The sequence below is a fragment of the Curtobacterium sp. Arg-1 genome (assembly GCF_025643395.1).
GTDB lineage: Bacteria > Actinomycetota > Actinomycetes > Actinomycetales > Microbacteriaceae > Curtobacterium > Curtobacterium poinsettiae.
Genome location: NZ_CP095731.1, coordinates 2,132,168 through 2,152,767, shown reverse-complemented (window position 1 = coordinate 2,152,767; position 20,600 = coordinate 2,132,168). Strand labels below are relative to the sequence as shown.

At 69.8% G+C, this 20,600-nt stretch carries 20 protein-coding genes and 1 pseudogene; 20 read left to right on the top strand and 1 reads right to left on the bottom strand.

Annotated features, from left to right (window positions below; all coding sequences use genetic code 11):
• Window positions 1–64 precede the first annotated feature (64 nt).
• From MXD64_RS10265 to prmC, 6 genes are all read left to right on the top strand, one after another.
• Window positions 65–1,372 (top strand): homoserine dehydrogenase, encoded by a 1,308-nt coding sequence (locus MXD64_RS10265; RefSeq protein ID WP_017885760.1) that lies wholly within the window; start codon window positions 65–67, stop codon window positions 1,370–1,372.
• 87 nt (window positions 1,373–1,459) lie between these two features.
• The gene (gene thrC, locus MXD64_RS10260; RefSeq protein ID WP_017885759.1) at window positions 1,460–2,539 is read left to right on the top strand and encodes a threonine synthase; all 1,080 of its coding nucleotides are present in this window, start codon (window positions 1,460–1,462) and stop codon (window positions 2,537–2,539) included.
• Window positions 2,540–2,616: 77 nt separating this feature from the next.
• Window positions 2,617–3,555 carry a homoserine kinase gene (gene thrB, locus MXD64_RS10255; RefSeq protein ID WP_071251731.1) on the top strand — a complete coding sequence of 313 codons (939 nt, stop codon included), beginning with the start codon at window positions 2,617–2,619 and terminating at the stop codon, window positions 3,553–3,555.
• A gap of 179 nt (window positions 3,556–3,734) precedes the next feature.
• Entirely contained in the window at window positions 3,735–6,068 is a 2,334-nt protein-coding gene (rho, locus tag MXD64_RS10250) for a transcription termination factor Rho (RefSeq protein ID WP_263136382.1), read from the top strand.
• A gap of 3 nt (window positions 6,069–6,071) precedes the next feature.
• Window positions 6,072–7,154, top strand: coding sequence for a peptide chain release factor 1 (gene prfA / locus MXD64_RS10245; protein WP_017885756.1), 1,083 nt, complete (start codon window positions 6,072–6,074; stop codon window positions 7,152–7,154).
• 25 nt (window positions 7,155–7,179) lie between these two features.
• Window positions 7,180–8,055, top strand: coding sequence for a peptide chain release factor N(5)-glutamine methyltransferase (gene prmC / locus MXD64_RS10240; RefSeq protein ID WP_042540885.1), 876 nt, complete (start codon window positions 7,180–7,182; stop codon window positions 8,053–8,055).
• 154 nt (window positions 8,056–8,209) lie between these two features.
• Here the strand turns inward: prmC and MXD64_RS10235 are convergent, their stop codons facing one another.
• Entirely contained in the window at window positions 8,210–8,860 is a 651-nt protein-coding gene (locus MXD64_RS10235) for an HAD family hydrolase (RefSeq protein WP_159557995.1), read from the bottom strand.
• Window positions 8,861–8,897: 37 nt separating this feature from the next.
• Between MXD64_RS10235 and MXD64_RS10230 the strand changes: the two genes are divergently transcribed.
• From MXD64_RS10230 to MXD64_RS10165, 14 genes and pseudogenes are all read left to right on the top strand, one after another.
• Window positions 8,898–9,572, top strand: coding sequence for an L-threonylcarbamoyladenylate synthase (locus MXD64_RS10230; RefSeq protein ID WP_017885753.1), 675 nt, complete (start codon window positions 8,898–8,900; stop codon window positions 9,570–9,572).
• Complete coding sequence (locus tag MXD64_RS10225) at window positions 9,569–10,795, top strand: MraY family glycosyltransferase (RefSeq protein WP_017885752.1); 1,227 nt, start codon at window positions 9,569–9,571, stop codon at window positions 10,793–10,795. Before MXD64_RS10230 ends, MXD64_RS10225 begins: the two co-directional genes overlap by 4 nt.
• Window positions 10,792–11,283 carry a hypothetical protein gene (locus tag MXD64_RS10220; protein ID WP_263136381.1) on the top strand — a complete coding sequence of 164 codons (492 nt, stop codon included), beginning with the start codon at window positions 10,792–10,794 and terminating at the stop codon, window positions 11,281–11,283. Before MXD64_RS10225 ends, MXD64_RS10220 begins: the two co-directional genes overlap by 4 nt.
• 107 nt (window positions 11,284–11,390) lie before the next feature.
• Entirely contained in the window at window positions 11,391–12,251 is an 861-nt protein-coding gene (gene atpB, locus MXD64_RS10215) for a F0F1 ATP synthase subunit A (protein ID WP_017885750.1), read from the top strand.
• Window positions 12,252–12,312: 61 nt separating this feature from the next.
• The gene (gene atpE / locus MXD64_RS10210) at window positions 12,313–12,555 is read left to right on the top strand and encodes an ATP synthase F0 subunit C (RefSeq protein WP_017885749.1); all 243 of its coding nucleotides are present in this window, start codon (window positions 12,313–12,315) and stop codon (window positions 12,553–12,555) included.
• A 9-nt stretch (window positions 12,556–12,564) separates the two neighbouring features.
• A complete protein-coding gene (locus MXD64_RS10205) occupies window positions 12,565–13,119 on the top strand; it encodes a F0F1 ATP synthase subunit B (protein ID WP_017885748.1) in 555 nt (184 codons plus the stop codon).
• Window positions 13,120–13,121: 2 nt separating this feature from the next.
• On the top strand, window positions 13,122–13,916 hold the full coding sequence (locus MXD64_RS10200) for a F0F1 ATP synthase subunit delta (RefSeq protein WP_031259114.1): 795 nt from the start codon (window positions 13,122–13,124) through the stop codon (window positions 13,914–13,916).
• Window positions 13,917–14,024: 108 nt separating this feature from the next.
• The gene (atpA, locus tag MXD64_RS10195) at window positions 14,025–15,653 is read left to right on the top strand and encodes a F0F1 ATP synthase subunit alpha (protein WP_017885746.1); all 1,629 of its coding nucleotides are present in this window, start codon (window positions 14,025–14,027) and stop codon (window positions 15,651–15,653) included.
• The gene (locus MXD64_RS10190; RefSeq protein WP_017885745.1) at window positions 15,654–16,556 is read left to right on the top strand and encodes a F0F1 ATP synthase subunit gamma; all 903 of its coding nucleotides are present in this window, start codon (window positions 15,654–15,656) and stop codon (window positions 16,554–16,556) included. It begins immediately after the preceding gene.
• Window positions 16,557–16,603: 47 nt separating this feature from the next.
• Window positions 16,604–18,059: pseudogene (gene atpD, locus MXD64_RS10185) on the top strand (F0F1 ATP synthase subunit beta).
• A 1-nt stretch (window position 18,060) separates the two neighbouring features.
• Window positions 18,061–18,324: a F0F1 ATP synthase subunit epsilon gene (locus MXD64_RS10180; RefSeq protein ID WP_017885743.1), complete on the top strand. Its 264-nt coding sequence runs from the start codon at window positions 18,061–18,063 to the stop codon at window positions 18,322–18,324.
• Entirely contained in the window at window positions 18,321–19,091 is a 771-nt protein-coding gene (locus MXD64_RS10175; RefSeq protein WP_317629865.1) for a YaaA family protein, read from the top strand. Before MXD64_RS10180 ends, MXD64_RS10175 begins: the two co-directional genes overlap by 4 nt.
• A 108-nt stretch (window positions 19,092–19,199) precedes the next feature.
• Window positions 19,200–19,757 (top strand): hypothetical protein, encoded by a 558-nt coding sequence (locus tag MXD64_RS10170; RefSeq protein ID WP_017885741.1) that lies wholly within the window; start codon window positions 19,200–19,202, stop codon window positions 19,755–19,757.
• Window positions 19,758–19,782: 25 nt separating this feature from the next.
• On the top strand, window positions 19,783–20,598 hold the full coding sequence (locus MXD64_RS10165) for an FHA domain-containing protein (RefSeq protein WP_263136380.1): 816 nt from the start codon (window positions 19,783–19,785) through the stop codon (window positions 20,596–20,598).
• Window positions 20,599–20,600 lie beyond the last annotated feature (2 nt).

Genomic DNA, 20,600 nt, shown 5'->3' with positions numbered 1-20,600 from the left:
CCCCGACCCGACCGGGTCCGCCCACCCCGCAGGGCGTGCCCCCATCGACAGGAACCGCTACCAGATGATCGAATACCGCAACGTCCGTGTCGCGCTGCTCGGGGCCGGCTCGGTCGGTTCCCAGGTCGCGCGACTGCTCCTCGAGCACGGCGACGAGCTGGCCTCGCGCGCCGGAGCCGGGCTGGAGCTCGTCGGGATCGCCGTGCGCGACGTGGACGCGGAGCGCGACGTCGACCTGCCGGCGGAGCTCTTCACCACGGACGCTGCGTCGCTCATCCTCGGCGCGGACATCGTCGTCGAGCTCATCGGCGGCATCGAGCCGGCGCGCACCCTCGTGCTCCAGGCGCTGCAGTCCGGCGCCGACGTCGTCACCGGCAACAAGGCGCTGCTCGCCACCCACGGCCCGGAGCTCTTCGCCGCGGCCGAGCAGGTCGGTGCACAGCTCTACTACGAGGCCGCCGTGGCCGGTGCGATCCCGATCATCCGTCCGCTGCACGACTCGCTCGCCGGTGACCGCATCGTCCGGATCATGGGCATCGTCAACGGCACGACCAACTTCATCCTCGACCTGATGGACCGCAAGGGTTCCACGTTCGAGGACGCCCTGGCCACCGCGACGGAGCTCGGGTACGCCGAGGCCGACCCGACCGCCGACATCGAGGGCTACGACGCCGCGCAGAAGGCCGCGATCCTGGCCTCGCTCGCGTTCCACACCTCGGTGCCGCTCGCCGCCGTGCACCGCGAGGGCATCACCCACGTCACGATCGAGCAGGTCCGCGCCGCCCGCAAGGCCGGCTACGTCGTGAAGATCCTGGCGACCGCGGAGCGGCTGACGGACGAGGACGGCCGCGAGGGCGTCAGCGCCCGCGTCTACCCGGCCCTCGTGCCCGAGTCGCACCCGCTCGCGAGCGTGCACGGAGCGAAGAACGCCGTGTTCGTCGAGGCTGAAGCCGCCGGTGACCTGATGTTCTACGGCGCGGGTGCCGGTGGCGTCGAGACGGCCTCGGCGGTCCTCGGCGACCTGGTCTCCGCGGCTCGTCGGCACGTCATCGGTGGCCCGGGCGTCGCCGAGTCGACGCAGTCCGAGCTGCCGGTGTTCCCGATCGGCACCGTTCGCACGAGCTACCAGATCACCCTGCACGTCACGGACGCACCCGGCGTGCTGTCGACCGTCGCGGGCGTGCTCGCCAAGCACGGCGTCAGCGTCGAGACGGTCGAGCAGACCACCACCGGCGCAGCCGAGGGGACCGCGACGCTCGTCATCGGCACCCACCTGGCGCGCGAGGCCGACCTCGCGGACACCGTCGTCGCCCTCCGCGGCGAGGACGTCGTCCTGGACGTCACCAGCGTCCTGCGCGTCGTCGGTCGCTGACGCGACCACGGGCCTCCAGGCCGACCAGCAGGCTCGCCGAGCCGAACCACCACCAGATCCACCCCACCGGACAGAGAGAGAAGCCTGATGGCCCACCAGTGGCAGGGAGTCCTGCGCGAGTACGCCGACCGACTCGACGTGACCGAGGCGACGCCCATCGTCACCCTCGGTGAGGGCGGCACGCCGCTCATCCCGGCTCGTCGGCTCTCCGAGCGCACCGGCGCCGAGGTCTACGTGAAGTTCGAGGGCATGAACCCGACGGGCTCGTTCAAGGACCGCGGCATGACGATGGCGATCTCGAAGGCCGTCGAGCACGGCGCGAAGGCCGTCATCTGCGCCTCGACCGGCAACACCAGCGCCTCGGCCGCCGCGTACGCGACGCACGCCGGCATCACCGCCGCGGTGCTCGTGCCCGAGGGCAAGATCGCCATGGGCAAGCTCAGCCAGGCCGTCGCCCACGACGCCCAGCTGCTGCAGGTGCAGGGTAACTTCGACGACTGCCTCGACATCGCCCGCGACCTGGCGGCGAACTACCCGGTGCACCTCGTCAACTCCGTCAACAACGACCGCATCGAGGGGCAGAAGACCGCCGCGTTCGAGGTCGTCGACGTCCTCGGTGACGCACCGGACTTCCACTTCCTGCCCGTCGGCAACGCGGGCAACTACACCGCGTACTCGCGCGGCTACCGCGAGGACGTCGCCGCCGGTCGGAGCACCAAGCTGCCCCGCATGTTCGGGTTCCAGGCCGCCGGTTCCGCCCCGATCGTGCACGGCGAGGTCGTCCGGCACCCGGACACCATCGCGTCGGCCATCCGCATCGGCAACCCGGCCTCGTGGCAGTTCGCGCTCGAGGCGCAGCAGGAGACCGACGGCTACTTCGGTGCGATCAGCGACGAGGCCATCCTCGCCGCGCACCGCATCCTGTCGGCCGAGGTCGGCGTCTTCGTCGAGCCCGCGTCGGCGATCGGTGTCGCCGGGCTGCTCGAGCGCGCCGACGCCGGTGTCGTGCCGAAGGGCGCGAAGGTCGTCATCACGGTCACGGGTCACGGCCTGAAGGACCCGCAGTGGGCCCTCCGCACGCCGGACGGCGGCGAGGTCACCCCGACGAGCGTGCCGGTCGACACGAAGTCGATCGCCGACGTGCTCGGTCTGGTCAGCGAGCAGTGATCTCCGACCGCTCGTCCGGACCGGGGGAGGGCGTCACCGCCCGCAGCGCTGTACCGGCCGGACGGGCGGTCCGGACACTGCCGGCCGGATCGACGGTCCGCGTCCGGGTGCCGGCCACGTCGGCGAACCTCGGCCCCGGCTTCGACTCGCTCGGCCTCGCGCTCTCGCTCTACGACGAGGTCGTGGTGCGCGTGCGCCCCGAACCCGGCGCGACCGTCACGGTCGAGGGCGTCGGCGCCGGTGAGGTCGCCACCGACGACTCGAACCTGGTCGTCCGTGCCGTCCGCCGAGGGTTCGAACACGCCGGTGTCGACCAGCCCGGCCTCGAGCTGCACGCGACGAACGCGATCCCGCACGGGCGCGGTCTCGGCTCGTCCGCCGCGGCGATCGTCGCGGGGCTGATGGCGGCCCGCGGCCTGCTCGAGGGCATCGTCGACCTCGACGCCTCGACGCTCCTGACCCTGGCCACCGAGATGGAGGGCCACCCGGACAACGTCGCGCCGGCGCTCTTCGGCGGCCTGACGATCGCGTGGATGACCGCCGAGGGCCCGGCGTACAAACGGCTCCTGGTGCACCGCGGTGTCGCCCCGGTGGTGTTCGTGCCGACCTCGACGCTCTCCACCAAGCTCGCGCGCTCCCTGCAGCCCGAGCAGGTCCCGCACGCCGACGCCGCGTTCAACGTCTCCCGCTCGGCGCTGCTCGTCGCGGCGCTCATCCAGAGCCCCGAGCTGTTGCTCGCCGCGACCGAGGACCGTCTGCACCAGGCGTACCGCGCCAGCGCCATGCCCGAGACCGACGCCCTGATCCGGCTGCTCCGGCAGCACGGCCTGGCCGCGGTGGTCTCCGGTGCGGGGCCGAGCCTGCTCGTCCTCGGCAGCGACCCGGCACAGCGGCTGACCGCCGCCGACCTGGTCCAGCGACACGCCGAATCCGACTGGCGGCCGCTCATGCTGGCCGTCGATCTCGGTGGTGCTACAGTGGCAGCGCACTCGGCGCTCGAAGCCGAACCCGCGTAACCGTACGGATCGCTCGTCCTCCAGGACAGCTCCTACGACGTCGCAGGGTCCGGTGCGCGAGTGTGCATCTCTTTCTGATCACCGAATCCCGATCCGTCGTCTGAACGGCGGTCGATGCTCACTGCATCCGGGACGGTGGAAACTCTCCGCGTTCTGCGGTTCGAAAGGAAACACCGACCTTGACCGACAACAACTCCGCCCAGGTGGAGATCCCCAGCGACCTGCGTGCCCTCCGTCTCCCGGAGCTCCAGCGCATCGCCTCCTCGCTCGGCATCACCGGGCTCTCCAAGCTCCGCAAGGGCGACCTGATCGCCTCCATCGAGGACAAGCGCCCCGTCGACGAGACGCCGGCCGCCCCGGCCGCCGTCGTCCCCGAGACCCCCGCCGAGCCGGCTGCCACCGAGCAGCCGACCCTGCCGGAACCCGCCGAGACGCCCGCGCAGCCCGCTGCCGAGGCCCCCGTCGCCGACTCCGAGGCACCCGCCGAGTCGGCAGCCCCGAGCCGTGCCCGTCGTTCGCGCCGTGCGTCGTCCGGTGGCACCGTGAACGCCGCACCGACCTCGGCCGCCGAGCACACCAACCACGGTCAGACCGGCACCGAGGACCTCCTCGCCGGGCTCGACCAGGTCCGCGCCGAGAAGGACGCGCAGGAAGCCGCGCAGTCCGGCTCGCAGCGCCGCGGCCGTGGCCAGCGGAACGCCGAGCAGCGCACCGAGCAGCGTGGCGCCGAGCAGGGCCAGCAGGCGTCGGCACCGGCCGAGGCCGAGCAGCCGAACCAGGCTGCCCAGCAGCAGGGCCAGCAGAGCCAGCAGGCCCCGACGTCCGCCGTGCAGGCCGACCAGGACCAGAACGAGTCCGGCGACCAGAACGACCAGGGCGACCAGAACTCCGAGCAGGGCGAGGGCGGCTCGCGCCGCGGTCGTCGCAGCCGTGGTCGCGGTCGTGGCCGTGGGCAGAACGCCGAGAACGGCGAGCAGCAGAACGGCGCCGACCAGCAGAACGGTGGCCAGAACGGCGGCCAGCAGAAGCAGAACGGCGCCGACCAGAACGGCCAGCAGAACGGCGGCCAGCAGAACGGCGGCCAGCAGAACCAGCAGAAGCAGAACGGCGGCGAGCAGCAGAACGGCAAGCAGAACGACCAGCCGAAGCAGGCCGACGCCAAGCAGGACGACAAGTCCGACCAGAAGCAGCAGAACGCCGGTCAGCAGAAGCAGCAGACCAGCGGCCAGCAGAAGCAGCAGCAGCAACAGCACGCCGACGAGGCCGAGAGCGGCCGCAGCCGTCGCCAGCGCGACCGCAAGCGCGGCCGTGGCGGCCAGAACGACGACTTCGAGCCCGAGGTCACCGAGGACGACGTCCTGATCCCGATCGCGGGCATCCTCGACGTCCTCGACAACTACGCGTTCGTCCGCACCACCGGCTACCTGCCGGGCCCGAGCGACGTCTACGTCTCCCTCGGCCAGGTGAAGAAGTACCACCTGCGCAAGGGCGACGCCGTCGTCGGTTCGATCAAGCAGCCGCGTGACGGCGAGCAGCAGAGCCGTCAGAAGTACAACGCGCTCGTGGCCGTCGAGTCGATCAACGGCCAGTCCGCCGACGAGGCCGCGGCCCGTGTCGACTTCAACGACCTCACCCCGCTGTACCCGAACGAGCGCCTGCGCCTCGAGACGGAGCCGGGCAAGCTGTCGACCCGCATCATCGACCTCGTGTCGCCGATCGGCAAGGGCCAGCGCGGTCTCATCGTGTCCCCGCCGAAGGCCGGCAAGACCGTCGTGCTGCAGGCCATCGCGAACGCCGTCGCCAAGAACAACCCCGAGGCGCACCTGATGGTCGTCCTCGTCGACGAGCGGCCCGAAGAGGTCACCGACATGCAGCGCACGGTGAAGGGCGAGGTCATCGCCTCGACCTTCGACCGTCCCGCCGAGGACCACACCACCGTCGCCGAGCTCGCCATCGAGCGTGCGAAGCGCCTGGTGGAGCTGGGCCACGACGTCGTGCTGCTGCTCGACTCGATCACCCGCCTGGGCCGTGCGTACAACCTGTCGACCCCGCCGTCGGGCCGCGTGCTCTCCGGTGGCGTCGACTCGGCGGCGCTCTACCCGCCGAAGCGCTTCTTCGGCGCCGCGCGCAACATCGAGGACGGCGGCTCGCTGACCATCCTCGCGACCGCGCTCGTCGAGACCGGCTCCAAGATGGACGAGGTCATCTTCGAGGAGTTCAAGGGCACCGGCAACATGGAGCTCCGCCTGAACCGTCACCTCGCCGACAAGCGGATCTTCCCCGCGGTCGACGTGAACGCCTCTGGTACCCGTCGCGAGGAGCAGCTGCTCTCCGCGGACGAGGTCAAGATCACCTGGCGTCTGCGCCGGGCCCTCGCCGGGCTCGACCCGCAGCAGGCCCTCGAGATCGTGCTGCGGAACCTCAAGGAGACGCAGTCGAACGTCGAGTTCCTGGTGCAGGTGCAGAAGTCGGTCCCCTCGACCGGCGCCCACCACAACGGCCACCAGGAGTAACGCGTGTTCGAGTCGGTAGCGGGGCTGCTGGCGGAACACGAGGACCTGACGCAGCAGCTGTCGGACCCCGCGCTCCACGCCGATGCGGCCCGGGCGAAGAAGGTGAACCGGCGGTACGCCGAGCTCAACCAGATCAAGTCCGCGTACGAGGCCTGGCAGGCGGCGGGGGACGACCTCGCCGCCGCCCAGGAACTCGCGCGTGAGGACGCGGCGTTCGCGGACGAGGTCCCCGGGCTCGAGGAGCAGCTGTCGGAGCGCCAGGAGCGTCTCCGGCGGCTGCTCATCCCGCGCGACCCGGACGACGGCCGCGACGTCATCATGGAGATCAAGGGCGGCGAGGGCGGCGAGGAATCGGCGCTGTTCGCGGCCGACCTCCTGCGCATGTACTCGCACTACGCCGAGACCAAGGGTTGGAAGGTCGAGCTCCTCGAGCGCACCGAGTCCGACCTGGGTGGCTACAAGGACGTCCAGGTCGCGATCAAGTCGAACACGACCGACCCGTCCCAGGGCGTCTGGGCACACCTGAAGTACGAGGGCGGTGTGCACCGCGTCCAGCGTGTGCCGCAGACCGAGTCGCAGGGGCGCATCCACACCTCGACCACCGGCGTGCTGGTGTTCCCCGAGGTGGACGAGCCCGAAGAGGTCCAGATCAACCAGAACGACCTGAAGATCGACGTCTACCGGTCCTCCGGTCCGGGCGGCCAGTCGGTCAACACGACGGACTCCGCGGTCCGCATCACCCACCTGCCCACGGGCATCACGGTGGCGATGCAGAACGAGAAGTCGCAGCTGCAGAACCGTGAGGCCGGCATGCGCGTGCTCCGTGCACGCATCCTCGCGCGCCAGCAGGAGGAGCTCGACGCGATCGCCTCGGACGCGCGCAAGTCGCAGATCCGCGGGATGGACCGTTCGGAGCGCATCCGTACGTACAACTTCCCGGAGAACCGGATCGCGGACCACCGCACCGGCTACAAGGCGTACGACCTCGACCGCGTGATGAACGGTGCCCTCGAGCCCGTCATCCAGTCCGCCATCCAGGCGGACGAAGAGGCGCGGCTGGCCGCCATCGGCGACCAGGACGCGTAACCGCACACCCAGCCTGGAGGCCCGTATCACCGCCGACACGCCCCTCACGTACGCCGCGGATCGCCTGCTCGAGCAGGCGACCGCGGCGCTCGTCGCCGTCGGCGTCCCCACGCCCCGGGTCGACGCCGAGCTGCTGCTCGCCTGGGCGACCGACACCTCGCGCGGTGCCGTCCAGGCCCGGGCGCTGATCGGCGGCGGCATCGCCCCGGAGCACGTCGAGCGCTTCCGGCACGCGGTCGCCCGCCGAGCCACCCGTGAGCCGCTGCAGCACATCACTGGGCATGCGTACTTCCGCGCGCTCACCCTGGCGGTCGGACCGGGCGTGTTCGTGCCCCGTCCGGAGACCGAGGGCGTCGTGCAGTTCGGCATCGATGCCCTGCGCGCGACCGCCGTGCCCGAGCCGATCGCCGTCGACCTGGGCTCCGGAAGCGGTGCGATCGCGATCGCGATGGACACCGAGGTGCCGAACGCCGTGGTCTACGCGGTCGAGCGGTCGCCCGAGGCACTGCCCTGGACCCGGCGCAACGTCGATGCCCACGGCGGGACCGTGCGGCTCGTCGACGGCGACCTCGCCGACGCGCTGCCGGAACTCGACGGCACCGTCTCCGTCGTCGTGTCGAACCCGCCGTACGTGCCGGACGACGCGATCCCGGTCGACCCCGAGGTCCGCGACCACGACCCGGCGATGGCGCTCTACGGTGGGCCGGACGGCCTCGACGCCGTGCGCGCCCTCGCCGAGACGGCCTGGCGGTTGCTGGTGCCCGGGGGAGCACTGGTCATCGAGCACGCCGAGCCGCAGGGCGCCGGCGTCCGGCAGGTCCTGGCGGGCCGGGGGTTCCGCACCCCGGAGACGCACGTCGACCTGACAGGTCGCGACCGCACGACCACCGCGACGCGCTAGGCGGGGGTGAGCCGCGCCTCCAGGCCGTCCTCGCCCGCCGTCGGCTGCGGTGAGACGCCGTCGTGTCGGTGAGACGCCGCGATGTGCGCGAGACGCCGCGGTGTCTGGCGGCGTCCTGACAAGACGACGGCGTGTCGGCGGGTGTGAGCGCTCGTCAGGCGACGGGGGAGGTCTCGCGCTGCGCCGCGACGAAGGCGCGGACGTGCTCGCGAAGGTCGGTGTCGTGCTCGACCAGCACCGCGTGGATGCCGACGCTCCGCGCACCCGCGATGTTCTCGGGCATGTCGTCGGCGAAGAAGGTGCGCTCCGCGGGGACCCCGTGGTGGGCGATCGCACGCTGGAAGACCTCGGGTTCGGGCTTCCGGGCGCCGAAGTTGCTCGTCGTGTCGAGGTGCTCGCCGAAGACCTCGGGCAGGGACGGTGCCCACTCGTGGATCCACCGGCCGGCGAGCGGACCGTTGTTGGTGAGCAGCCCGACACGCCCGTGCTCGCTCGCGATCCGGACCGCCTCGATGCGTTCCGGCAGCTCGGTCATCGCGGCGCCGCGGATCCGGGCCCAGTCGGCCTCGGGGACGTCGCACTCCATCGCGCGCTCGAACGCAGCGAGGTACTCGTCGCCGTCCGCGAACCCACCGGCCTCGGCGCGCATCTCGTGACCGCAGTCCCACCAGCGGCGTCGGAGCTCCTGGAACGCGTGTCCGGTGAACTCGGAGAGTGCGGCCATGCGCACCTTCCAGTCGTACCGGACCAGGACGTCGTCCATGTCGAAGAGGAACAGGAGCGGGGGTGCAGGCGTCTCGTTCACGATGTCCACCATTGTGTCGCACTATCATCGTCGAGTCATGGCATCCCGATACGACTGCACCGACTCCGACGGGCTCCTGACCGGGATGCGGCTCGCACGCGCCGCCCTCGGACGCGGAGAGCTCGTCGTGGTCCCCACCGACACCGTCTACGGCCTCGCCGCGGACGCCTTCAGCGCGACCGCCGTGCAGCGGCTGCTCGACGCGAAGGGCCGCACACGGCAGTCCCCGCCGCCCGTGCTCATCCCCGGTCCGCCCACGCTCGACGCCCTCGCCAGCGATGTCCCGCAGCCGGTGCGCGACCTGGTGGCCGAGTTCTGGCCCGGCGGGCTGACCGTCATCCTGCACGCCCAGCCGTCGCTCGACTGGGACCTCGGCGAGACGCGGGGCACGGTCGCCCTGCGGATGCCGGACTCACGGATCGCCCTCGAGCTGTTGCAGGAGGTCGGGCCCCTGGCGGTCTCGTCCGCGAACTCCACGGGCGACCCGGCCGCGATGGACGTCGACGCCGCCGAACGCATGCTCGGTGACAGCGTCGCGATCTACCTGGACGGCGGGCCGATCGAGGTGCACGACGGCTTCGAGGCCAGCACGGGGTCGACCATCGTCGACGCCACCGGGCTGTCGGACGGCGGGAAGCTCCGCATCGTCCGGCACGGGGTGATCCCCGACGAGGAGATCATCCGGGTCGTCGGAGCCGACCTCGTCACATGAAGTACTACCTGCTCGCGGGGGCCATCGCCGCGGTCGTGAGCTTCGTGATGAGCCTGATCGTCTGGAAGCTCGGGCTGAAGTACAAGTGGTACCCGCAGGTCCGCGAGCGGGACGTGCACCGCACCCCGACGCCGCGGCTCGGCGGCATCGCGATGTACATCGGCGTCATCGTCTCGCTGCTGGCGGCCTGGTTCCTGTTCCCGTCGATCGCGGGGACCGACTACTTCCGGTTGGTGTTCTCCGAGCCGGGCCGTGTGCTCGCGGTGCTCGGGGGAGCGACGATCATCGTGGTCCTCGGCGTCGCGGACGACATCTGGGACCTCGACTGGATGACGAAGCTCGCCGGGCAGATCATCGCGGCGGGCATCCTCGCCTGGCAGGGCGTCGCGATCGTGTCGCTGCCGATCGGCAACACGCTGGGCGTCGGGTCGTCGTACATGAGCCTGATCTTCACCGTGCTGGCCGTGGTGCTCGTGATGAACGCGGTGAACTTCATCGACGGGCTCGACGGGCTGGTGGCCGGTGTCGCGATCATCGCCGGCGGCGTGTTCTTCCTCTACACGTTCTTCATCAACCGCGTGGTCGTGCAGACCGAGTTCTTCTTCAACCTGCCGTCGCTGCTCACCGCGGTCCTCGTCGGGGCCTGCTTCGGCTTCCTCATCCTGAACTGGCACCCCGCGAAGCTCTTCATGGGGGATGCCGGCGCGCTGCTCGTCGGGTTCCTGATGGCCACGAGTGCGGTCTCGGTCACGGGCAACATCGACCCGGCGGCGGTCCAGACACGCCAGGCGCTGCTGCCGGCGTTCATCCCGATCCTGCTGCCGTTCGCGATCCTGATCGTCCCGATCCTGGACTTCGGGCTCGCGGTCACCCGACGGCTCAGCGCGGGGAAGTCGCCGTTCTCGGCCGACCGGAAGCACCTGCACCACCGCCTGCTCGACATGGGGCACTCGCACTTCCACGCGGTGCTGATCTTCTACGCCTGGACCGCGACCGTCGCCTTCGGGTGCCTGCTGTTCCTCTTCGTGGACTGGTACTGGGTCGTCGTCTTCGTGTCCGTCGGCTTCACCGTCTGCGCCGTCGCGACGTTCGCGCCGCTCGGACGGAAGCGCGCCGAGATCGCCGCGCAGACCGCCAACCGCTCCGCCGCCGTGGTGGACGCGAGCCTCGACCCGCTCGACCGGGCCGCCAACGACCGCACGATCCCTGGAGACATCACGTGACCGCACCGAACGCGCTCGACCACGTCCGGCCGGTGTTCCGCCGCATCATCACCTGGGGAGCGGTCCTCGCCGTCGCCCTGGCGGTCGTCGGCGGACTCATCGGGTTCCTCGTCGGGGACGGCCCCGGGCTGGTCGGGGGACTGCTCGGCGCGGTGCTGAGCGTCGTGTTCCTCGGCCTCACCGCGGTCAGTGTCCTCGTCGCGCTGCGGGTGTCGAAGGGCCAGATGATCTCGGGTGCGTTCTTCGGGATCGTGATGGGCACCTGGCTGCTGAAGTTCATCGTCTTCATCGTGCTGCTGGTCCTGCTCAGGGACCGCGACTGGGTCGACTTCCCGGTGCTGGCGATCGTGATCATCGCGGGGGTCGTCGGCTCCCTGGTGATCGACGTCGTCGCGGTCGCGAAGGCCCGCACCCCGATCGACGTCCGGCTGCCGGGCGACGGTCTCGACGACTCCGCGGACGCTGGGAACCCGACCCCCCGCGTCTGAGAAGCCGGGAAGCCTCTCGCACCTGATAGGCTTCTCGAAGTCCGCTACCGGAGCCTTTCGCTCGGGGCGGGCGAGCCTCCACAACGTCCACCATCGCGTGCCATGATGTGCGCGCGCCGACACAGGAGACAGCGCTGCTATCCCACGCTCTTCCCCTGTCCCTCTCCGCTGCGGTTGACACCGTCGCGGCGGGGAGCAGCAAGGCCGCCGAGTTCCATGGTCCGTCGATCAACGAGTTCTTCCCCGATGCTCTTCTGTGGGCAGGGACGCCGTTCGAGATCGATCGGCTCGTCCTCATCCGATTCTTCGCCGTCGCCGTGCTCCTGGTGTTCGCGTTCGTGGGTACCCGTGCACTGAAGCTCGTGCCGAACCGCGGTCAGGCGTTCATCGAGTACGCGTTCGACGTCGTCCGCCGCAACACGTTCGACAACCTCGGCGAGAAGGACGGCAAGCGCTTCCTGCCGCTCCTGGCGACGATCTTCTTCGGCGTGCTGTTCATGAACCTGACCGGTCTGGTGCCGTTCATGAACCTCGGCGGGACCAGTCGCATCGCGATGCCGATGATCCTGGCGATCGTCGCGTACGTCGCGTTCATCTACGCCGGTCTCCGCAAGCACCCGGGCACGTTCCTCCGGAACTCGCTCTTCCCGCCCGGTGTGCCGTGGTTCCTCTACATCATCGTGACGCCGATCGAGCTGGTCTCGACCTTCGTGCTCCGTCCCGTCACCCTGACGCTGCGACTCCTGATGAACATGGTCGTGGGGCACCTGCTCCTCGTGCTGTTCTTCTCGGCCACGCAGTTCTTCTTCTTCGACGCTTCGCTCGGCTTCAAGGCCTTCGGCGTCGGGACCATCGCGTTCGGCATCGCGTTCAGCTTCTTCGAGGTCCTCGTCGCGCTGCTGCAGGCCTACGTCTTCATGCTCCTCACCGCCGTCTACATCCAGCTGGCGCTGGCTGACGAGCACTGATTCCTCACTGACCCCCTACGGGACCGACGACCGTCGGACCCGCACCTCGAAAGGAAAACACGTGGACGCAACGACCGTTCTCGCGGAGATCAACGGCAACATCGCGACGGTTGGCTACGGCCTCGCAGCGATCGGCCCGGCCATCGGCGTCGGCATCGTCGTCGGTAAGACGATCGAGTCCGTCGCTCGCCAGCCCGAGCTCCAGGGCCGCCTGACGACCCTCATGTACATCGGTATCGCCTTCACCGAGGCCCTGGCCTTCATCGGTATCGCCACGTACTTCATCTTCACCGGCACCAACTAAGGCTCCTCGATGCACAACGCACTCATCATCGCGGCGGAGGAGACGCACAACCCGCTGATCCCGCCGTTGTACGACGTCGTCTGGTCGGCGCTTGCCTTCGTCATCATCTTCCTGGTGATGTGGCGTGTCGTCACGCCGCGCATCACGAAGATGCTCGATGAGCGCACCGAGGCCATCGAGGGCGGCATCAAGAAGGCCGAGGCCGCTCAGGAGCAGGCCGCTGCTGCGCTCGAGGAGTACAACAAGCAGCTCGCTGATGCACGTGCCGAGGCATCGCGCATCCGTGAGCAGGCCCGCGCCGACGCCACGGCGATCGGCAACGAGGTCCGCGAGCAGGCGACCGCCGATGCAGCACGCATCACGGCCAACGCCCAGGCGCAGATCGAGGCCGAGCGCCAGAGCGCCGTCCAGGCACTCCGGTCCGAAGTGGGCACCCTCGCGCTGGACCTCGCGTCCGGCGTGATCGGTGAGTCCCTCAAGGACGACGCCAAGTCCACCGCAGTGGTCGACCGCTTCCTCGCCGACCTCGAGGCCTCGCAGGCCACGAAGACGGGGGAGCACTGAGCATGCGCAGCGCTACCAGAGAAGCACTCGCGTCCACCAGGGCGGTGCTCTCGGACCTCGGTCCGAGCGCCGGCCTGGTCGCGGGTGCCGAGATCCTCGCCTCCGGGCGTGCGATCGCCGGTGCGCCGCAGCTGCTCGGGCTGCTGTCCGACCCCACGGCCGACGCGGCCGGCAAGAAGGTCCTCATCGACCGTGTCTTCGCCGGACAGTCGGACGCGACGCGTGCGGTCCTGACCGCGGTGGCTGGCTCGCGCTGGTCCTCGCAGCAGGACCTGCTCGCCGGCATCGAGGACGCGGGCATCCGCGCCGTCGCCGCCACCGCGGGTCCGGACTCGTCGATCGAGTCGGAGTTGTTCGCCTTCGAGACCGCCGTCCGTTCGGACGCCGGACTCGAGCTGGCGCTCGGCACCAAGCTCGGCAGCCCCGAGCAGAAGGGCGCGCTCGTGGAGCGGCTCCTCGGTGCCAAGGCGTCGGAGCAGACGGTCATCATCGTGTCGTCCCTGGTGCAGCAGCCCCGTGGTCGTCGCATCGGTGAGATCGTCCGCGACGCATCGCGCATCGTGGCCGAGCAGGCCGGCAAGCTCGTCGCGACGGTCGTCACGGCGACGCACCTGACCCCCGCCCAGTCGGCCCGCGTCACGCGCGGTCTGTCCGAGCGGTACGGCAAGGACATCAGCATCAACCAGGTCGTCGACCCCACGGTCGTCGGCGGGGTCCGGGTGCAGATCGGCGGCGACGTCATCGACGGCACCGTGTCCACGCGACTCTCGGAGCTCCGGCTCCAGCTCGCCGGCTAGGCGTACGGTCGAAGCCGCTCCTCCCCAAGTCCACAACGGGAACTGCCGAGTTCGGCAGCGTCACCCTCTCGGAGCCGAAGGGCCCCGGAAAACCACAAGGAAAATCCCATGGCAGACATCACCATCAGCCCCGATGAGATCCGTGATGCCCTGAAGGACTTCGTCTCGAACTACGAGCCGACGAAGGCCTCCACGGCCGAGGTCGGGCACGTCACCGACGCCGGTGACGGCATCGCCCACGTCGAGGGTCTCCCCGGCGTCATGGCGAACGAGCTCATCCGCTTCGCGGACGGCACGCTCGGCCTGGCGCAGAACCTCGATGAGGACTCGATCGGCGCCATCGTGCTCGGCGAGTTCGGCGGCATCGAAGAGGGCATGGAGGTCACCCGCACGGGTGAGGTCCTCTCCGCCCCCGTCGGCGACGCCTTCCTCGGTCGCGTCGTCGACCCGCTCGGCGCCCCGATCGACGGTCTCGGCGAGATCGCAGCCGAAGGCCGTCGTGCCCTCGAGCTGCAGGCCCCCGGCGTCATGGCCCGCAAGTCGGTCCACCAGCCGCTGCAGACCGGCATCAAGGCCATCGACGCGATGATCCCCGTCGGCCGTGGTCAGCGTCAGCTGATCATCGGCGACCGCCAGACCGGCAAGACGGCCATCGCGATCGACACGATCATCAACCAGAAGGCCAACTGGGAGTCCGGCGACGAGGACAAGCAGGTCCGCTGCATCTACGTCGCCATCGGCCAGAAGGGCTCCACGATCGCCTCCGTCAAGGGTGCGCTCGAGGACGCCGGTGCGATGGAGTACACCACCATCGTCGCCGCTCCGGCCTCCGACCCGGCCGGCTTCAAGTACCTCGCCCCGTACACCGGTTCGGCCATCGGCCAGCACTGGATGTACCAGGGCAAGCACGTCCTCATCATCTTCGATGACCTGTCGAAGCAGGCCGAGGCCTACCGTGCGGTGTCGCTCCTGCTGCGTCGTCCGCCGGGCCGCGAGGCCTACCCGGGTGACGTCTTCTACCTGCACTCCCGTCTGCTGGAGCGTTGCGCGAAGCTGTCCGACGAGCTCGGCGCGGGCTCGATGACGGGTCTCCCGATCATCGAGACCAAGGCGAACGACGTCTCGGCGTACATCCCGACCAACGTCATCTCCATCACCGACGGCCAGATCTTCCTGCAGTCGGACCTCTTCAACGCGAACCAGCGTCCGGCCGTCGACGTGGGCATCTCGGTGTCCCGCGTCGGTGGTGACGCCCAGGTGAAGTCGATCAAGAAGGTCTCCGGCACGCTGAAGCTCGAGCTGGCGCAGTACCGCTCGCTCGAGGCGTTCGCGATGTTCGCGTCCGACCTCGACCAGGCGTCGCGTCGTCAGCTGGAGCGCGGTGCACGTCTGACCGAGCTCCTCAAGCAGCCGCAGTACTCGCCGTACCCGGTCGAGGAGCAGGTCGTCTCGATCTGGGCCGGCACGAACGGCAAGCTCGACACCGTCCCGGTGCCGGACGTGCTCCGCTTCGAGTCCGAGCTGCTCGACCACCTGCGTCGCAACTCCGACGTGCTCACGACCCTGCGCGAGACGAACCAGCTCAGCGACGACACCGTCGCCGAGATGGACAAGCAGATCGACGAGTTCACGAAGAGCTTCCAGACGAGCGACGGCAAGACCCTCGGCTCCGAGCAGTTCGACGCGGCCGAGGCCGAGGACGTCGACCAGGAGCAGATCGTCAAGGGTCGTCGCTAGATGGCGGCGCAGGTCCGGGTCTACCGCCAGCGGATCAAGTCGGCGAAGACCACGAAGAAGGTCACCCGCGCGATGGAGCTGATCTCGGCGTCGCGGATCCAGAAGGCGCAGGCCCGTATGGCTGCGTCCGGTCCGTACTCGCGGGCCGTCACGCGTGCGGTGTCGGCCGTGGCGACGTTCTCGAACGTCGACCACGTGCTGACCACCGAGCCGGAGTCGTCGACCCGTGCAGCCGTCGTGCTCTTCACCTCGGACCGCGGCCTGAACGGTGCGTTCAGCACGAACGTCCTCAAGCAGGGCGAGGAGCTCGCCTCCCTGCTCCGCAGCGAGGGCAAGGACGTCGTCTACTACCTGGTCGGTCGCAAGTCCGTCGGGTACTTCGCGTTCCGTGAGCGACCGTCCGAGCAGCAGTGGGTCGGCAACACCGACCAGCCGGAGTTCTCGACGGCCAAGGAGATCGGCGACGCCGTCGTGGCGAAGTTCCTCCAGGACACCGCTGCGGGCGGCGTGGACGAGATCCACATCGTGTTCAACCGGTTCATCAGCCTGGCGACCCAGGAGCCCCAGGTCGTTCGCCTGCTGCCCCTCGAGGTCGTCGAGGGCATCGATGAGCCCGAGGGCAACGAGCCCCTGCCGCTCTACGAGTTCGAGCCGGACGCCGACGCGGTGCTCGACTCGCTGCTCCCGGTCTACATCGAGAGCCGCATCTTCAACGCCATGCTGCAGTCGGCTGCTTCCGAGCACGCCGCACGGCAGAAGGCGATGAAGGCGGCCAGCGACAACGCCGACTCGCTGATCCGTGACTTCACCCGACTCGCGAACAACGCGCGTCAGGCGGAGATCACCCAGCAGATCTCCGAGATCGTCGGCGGCGCCGACGCCCTCTCGTCGAAGAAGAAGTAGTCCGCGTCGTTCGCGGACAGATACCCACCCTCAGGAAGGCACCAGCCATGACCGACACCGCAACCACCGCGGTCGAGACGTCGTCGGCGCCCGGTGTCGGCCGGATCGCCCGCGTCACGGGCCCCGTCGTCGACATCGAGTTCCCCCACGACGCAATCCCGGAGATGTACAACCTCCTGTTCACGACCATCACCATCGGTGACTCGTCGCAGGAGATCGGCCTCGAGGTCGCGCAGCACCTCGGCGACGACCTCGTTCGTGCCATCTCCCTGAAGCCGACCGACGGCCTGGTCCGTGGCCAGGAGGTCCGTGACTCGGGCGCTCCGATCTCGGTCCCCGTCGGGGACGTCACCAAGGGCAAGGTCTTCGACGTCCTCGGCAACGTGCTCAACACGGACGAGAAGCTCGAGATCACCGAGCGCTGGCCGATCCACCGCAAGGCCCCGGCCTTCGACCAGCTCGAGTCCAAGACCTCGATGTTCGAGACCGGCATCAAGTCCATCGACCTCCTCACCCCGTACGTGCAGGGTGGCAAGATCGGCCTCTTCGGTGGTGCGGGCGTCGGCAAGACCGTCCTCATCCAGGAGATGATCCAGCGCGTCGCGCAGGACCACGGCGGTGTGTCGGTGTTCGCCGGTGTCGGTGAGCGCACCCGTGAGGGCAACGACCTCATCGGTGAGATGGAAGAGGCGGGTGTCTTCGACAAGACGGCCCTCGTGTTCGGCCAGATGGACGAGCCGCCGGGAACGCGTCTCCGCGTGGCCCTGTCGGCGCTGACGATGGCGGAGTAGCTTCCGCGATGTCCAGAAGCAGGACGTGCTCCTCTTCATCGACAACATCTTCCGCTTCACGCAGGCCGGCTCCGAGGTCTCGACGCTGCTCGGTCGCATGCCGTCCGCCGTGGGCTACCAGCCCAACCTCGCCGACGAGATGGGTGTGCTCCAGGAGCGCATCACCTCGACGCGTGGTCACTCGATCACCTCGCTGCAGGCGATCTACGTGCCGGCTGACGACTACACCGACCCGGCTCCGGCCACCACGTTCGCGCACCTCGACGCGACGACCGAGCTCTCCCGTGAGATCGCGTCGCAGGGTCTGTACCCCGCGATCGACCCGCTGGCGTCGACGTCGCGCATCATGGACCCGCGTTACCTGGGTGCCGACCACTACGAGACGGCCACGCGCGTCAAGCAGATCCTCCAGAAGAACAAGGAACTGCAGGAGATCATCGCCATCCTCGGTGTCGACGAGCTCTCCGAAGAGGACAAGATCACCGTCGAGCGCGCTCGTCGTATCCAGCAGTTCCTCTCGCAGAACACCTACATGGCGAAGAAGTTCACGGGTGTCGAGGGCTCCACGGTGCCCCTCAAGGACACCATCGAGTCCTTCCGTGCCATCGCCGACGGCGAGTTCGACCACGTTGCGACCCAGGCGTTCTTCAACGTCGGTGGCATCAACGACGTGGAAGAGAAGTGGGCGCAGATCCAGAAGGAGAACCGCTGACATGGCGGGTCTCAACGTGAGCGTCGTCTCGGCTGACCGTGAGGTCTGGTCGGGCGACACCACCATGGTCGTCGCACGGACGACAGAGGGCCAGATCGGCATCCTCGCCGGACACGAGCCGATGCTCGCGATCCTGGCGCAGGGTCAGGTCCGCATCACGCGGGCCGATGGGTCGACCGTCGCGGTCGACGCCGAGGACGGCTTCCTGTCGGTCGAGCACGACACGGTGACGATCGTCGCGCGGCAGGCCGCGCTGGCGTCCTGACCGGACTGACCGTCCTGCTCCCGCCTTCGGAGACGAAGCGGGAGGGCGGGGACACGAGTCGCACGCTCGATCTGCGTGCGCTCTCGTTCCCGGAACTGGCCGATGAGCGGGCCGCGGTGATCACCGCGGCCCGCTTCGTCAGTTCCGAGGAGTCCGCGGCCAGGACGGCACTCAAGCTCGGTCCGAAGTCGATCGCCGAGCGTCTCCGGAACCTCGAGCTCGAGACCTCGGGCACCATGCCTGCGATCGAGCGGTACACGGGGGTCCTGTACGACCCGTTGGGCGCCCAGGACGCGGACGCTGCGACCCGGGAGTGGTGGGCGGAGCACGTGATCGTGCAGTCCGCGATGTTCGGGCCGATCGGTGCGGGGGACCCGATCCCGGCGTACCGGCTGTCGCACGACTCGCGGCTCGGTTCGATCCGGTTGGCCGCGCACTGGCCGGCGGTGTCGACCCGTTCCCTGCTGACCCGTGCGGACGGCCTGGTGCTCGACCTGCGGTCCGAGGGGTACCGGCAGCTCGGCCCCGTGCCCGGAGCGGTGGCACCACGGGTGGTGAGCGTCGACGGCTCCGGCCGTCGTCGAGCCCTGAACCACTGGAACAAGACGGCGAAGGGTCGCCTGGTGGCGCTGCTCGCCCGCACCGGTGCGAGCATCGGCAGCATGGGCGACCTGGTCGAGTGGGCTGCTGCGCACGGTGTCGTCGTCGAACCGAACGAGGGCGGCTGGGATCTGGTCGCCGAGAGCCTGGAGCCCGTCACGGCCTGAGCGGGACCCGCCCGGTCCGTCCTCCACAAGCGTCGTCAGTGGCGCTCCGGTCCACAGATGGCCGGGGCGCCCCTGCCTGGAGGCCCGCAGCACGTTTCGATGACGTGCATGATCCCTCTCACGGCACAGTCCGACCCCGGTTCCGCAGTCCGTTACCCTCGCGAGATCGCCGCTGCGGTCACCCTCCCCGCCGCGGCGGCCGCGCTGGTCGCGCCCGGTCGTGCCGACCTGTCGACGGCCGCTGCGACGGCCGTGGTGACAGCGTGCGGCGCGCTCGCGCCCCGGATGGCCCTGGTCCCCTTCATCGCGGCACAGGGCGCACCGGATCCCCGGTCGATCCGCGTGTTCGACCCCTTCGCCGATCCGACGCCGCCGGCGCTCCACGGGTTCGGCCCAGCGCCCGACCGTGCCAGGGTCCGGCTCGCAGGGGATCGGTGTGCTGATGCCTGGCGGCTGTGGCGGGCACAGGACGGCCCGTTCGACGGCTCGTCGGGCGCTGCGGGTGCCCTGTCGCTCGGGGCGTGGTGCGCCTGGGCGCTCGGATCGTGGGCACGGGCGGAGACCCGGGCACGCTACGCCCTCGAGACCCGCGCGGACGACCCGCTCGCGGGGCTGGTCCTGCGCTCGGTCATCGCCGGCAGTGGGCCGTCGTGGGAGCGGCGATGACCTGGGGTCGACAGGATCGTCTACGGTGGGGGAGACCACACTGGGAGGGCTCCGGTTGCGCGACGACGACATCGAGGACACCGTCATCCGGCGACCCCGACGATCGCCGGGCGGTGACCGGACGGCCGACGCCATCGGCGACACGGTCATCCGTGGCGCAGCACCGGGCGGTTCCGGCACCGGAGCGGACCCGGCGTCCGCGTCCGACGACGGGGTCCTCGGCGACACCGTCATCCGGCCCGGACACGACGGCGCCGTCCGGGTGCCGGCGCCGGCTGACGACGCCGATCCGGAGGACACCGTCGTCCGGCTGCCAGCGCGACCGGGCGCCGGGCCGGGCCCGTCCGTGGGTGCTGCCCCGGGCCTCCCGACCGTGCCGTCGGTCCCCGCAGCGCCGACGGCACGCGTGCCGTCCATCCGCATCGGCGACCGCACCTTCCGGCTCGACCACCCGGTGGTCATCGGCCGACGGCCGTCGCTGCCGCGGGTCACCCGCGGTCCGCAGCCCGAACTCGTGACCGTGCGGTCGGTGTACGGACAGGTGTCCTCATCGCACGTGCGGATGCACGCCGAGGGCGAGGCCGTCGTCGTGCAGGACCTCCGGTCCACCAACGGGACGGTCGTCCGCCCGGCCGGTGCACCCGCCTACCGCATGGCTTCGGGTGCGTCGATCGTCGCGCTGACGGGTACGGTAGTCGAGATCGGTGACGGCAACGCCATCGAGGTCCTCTCGCCGTACCTCCGGGTCGCACCGACGGCAGATGGGGCGCCTCCGGTTCTCCCGTGGCCCTCCGATCAGACAGCACACGGCACGCCCCGACCCACCAGAGAGCGATCCTGACA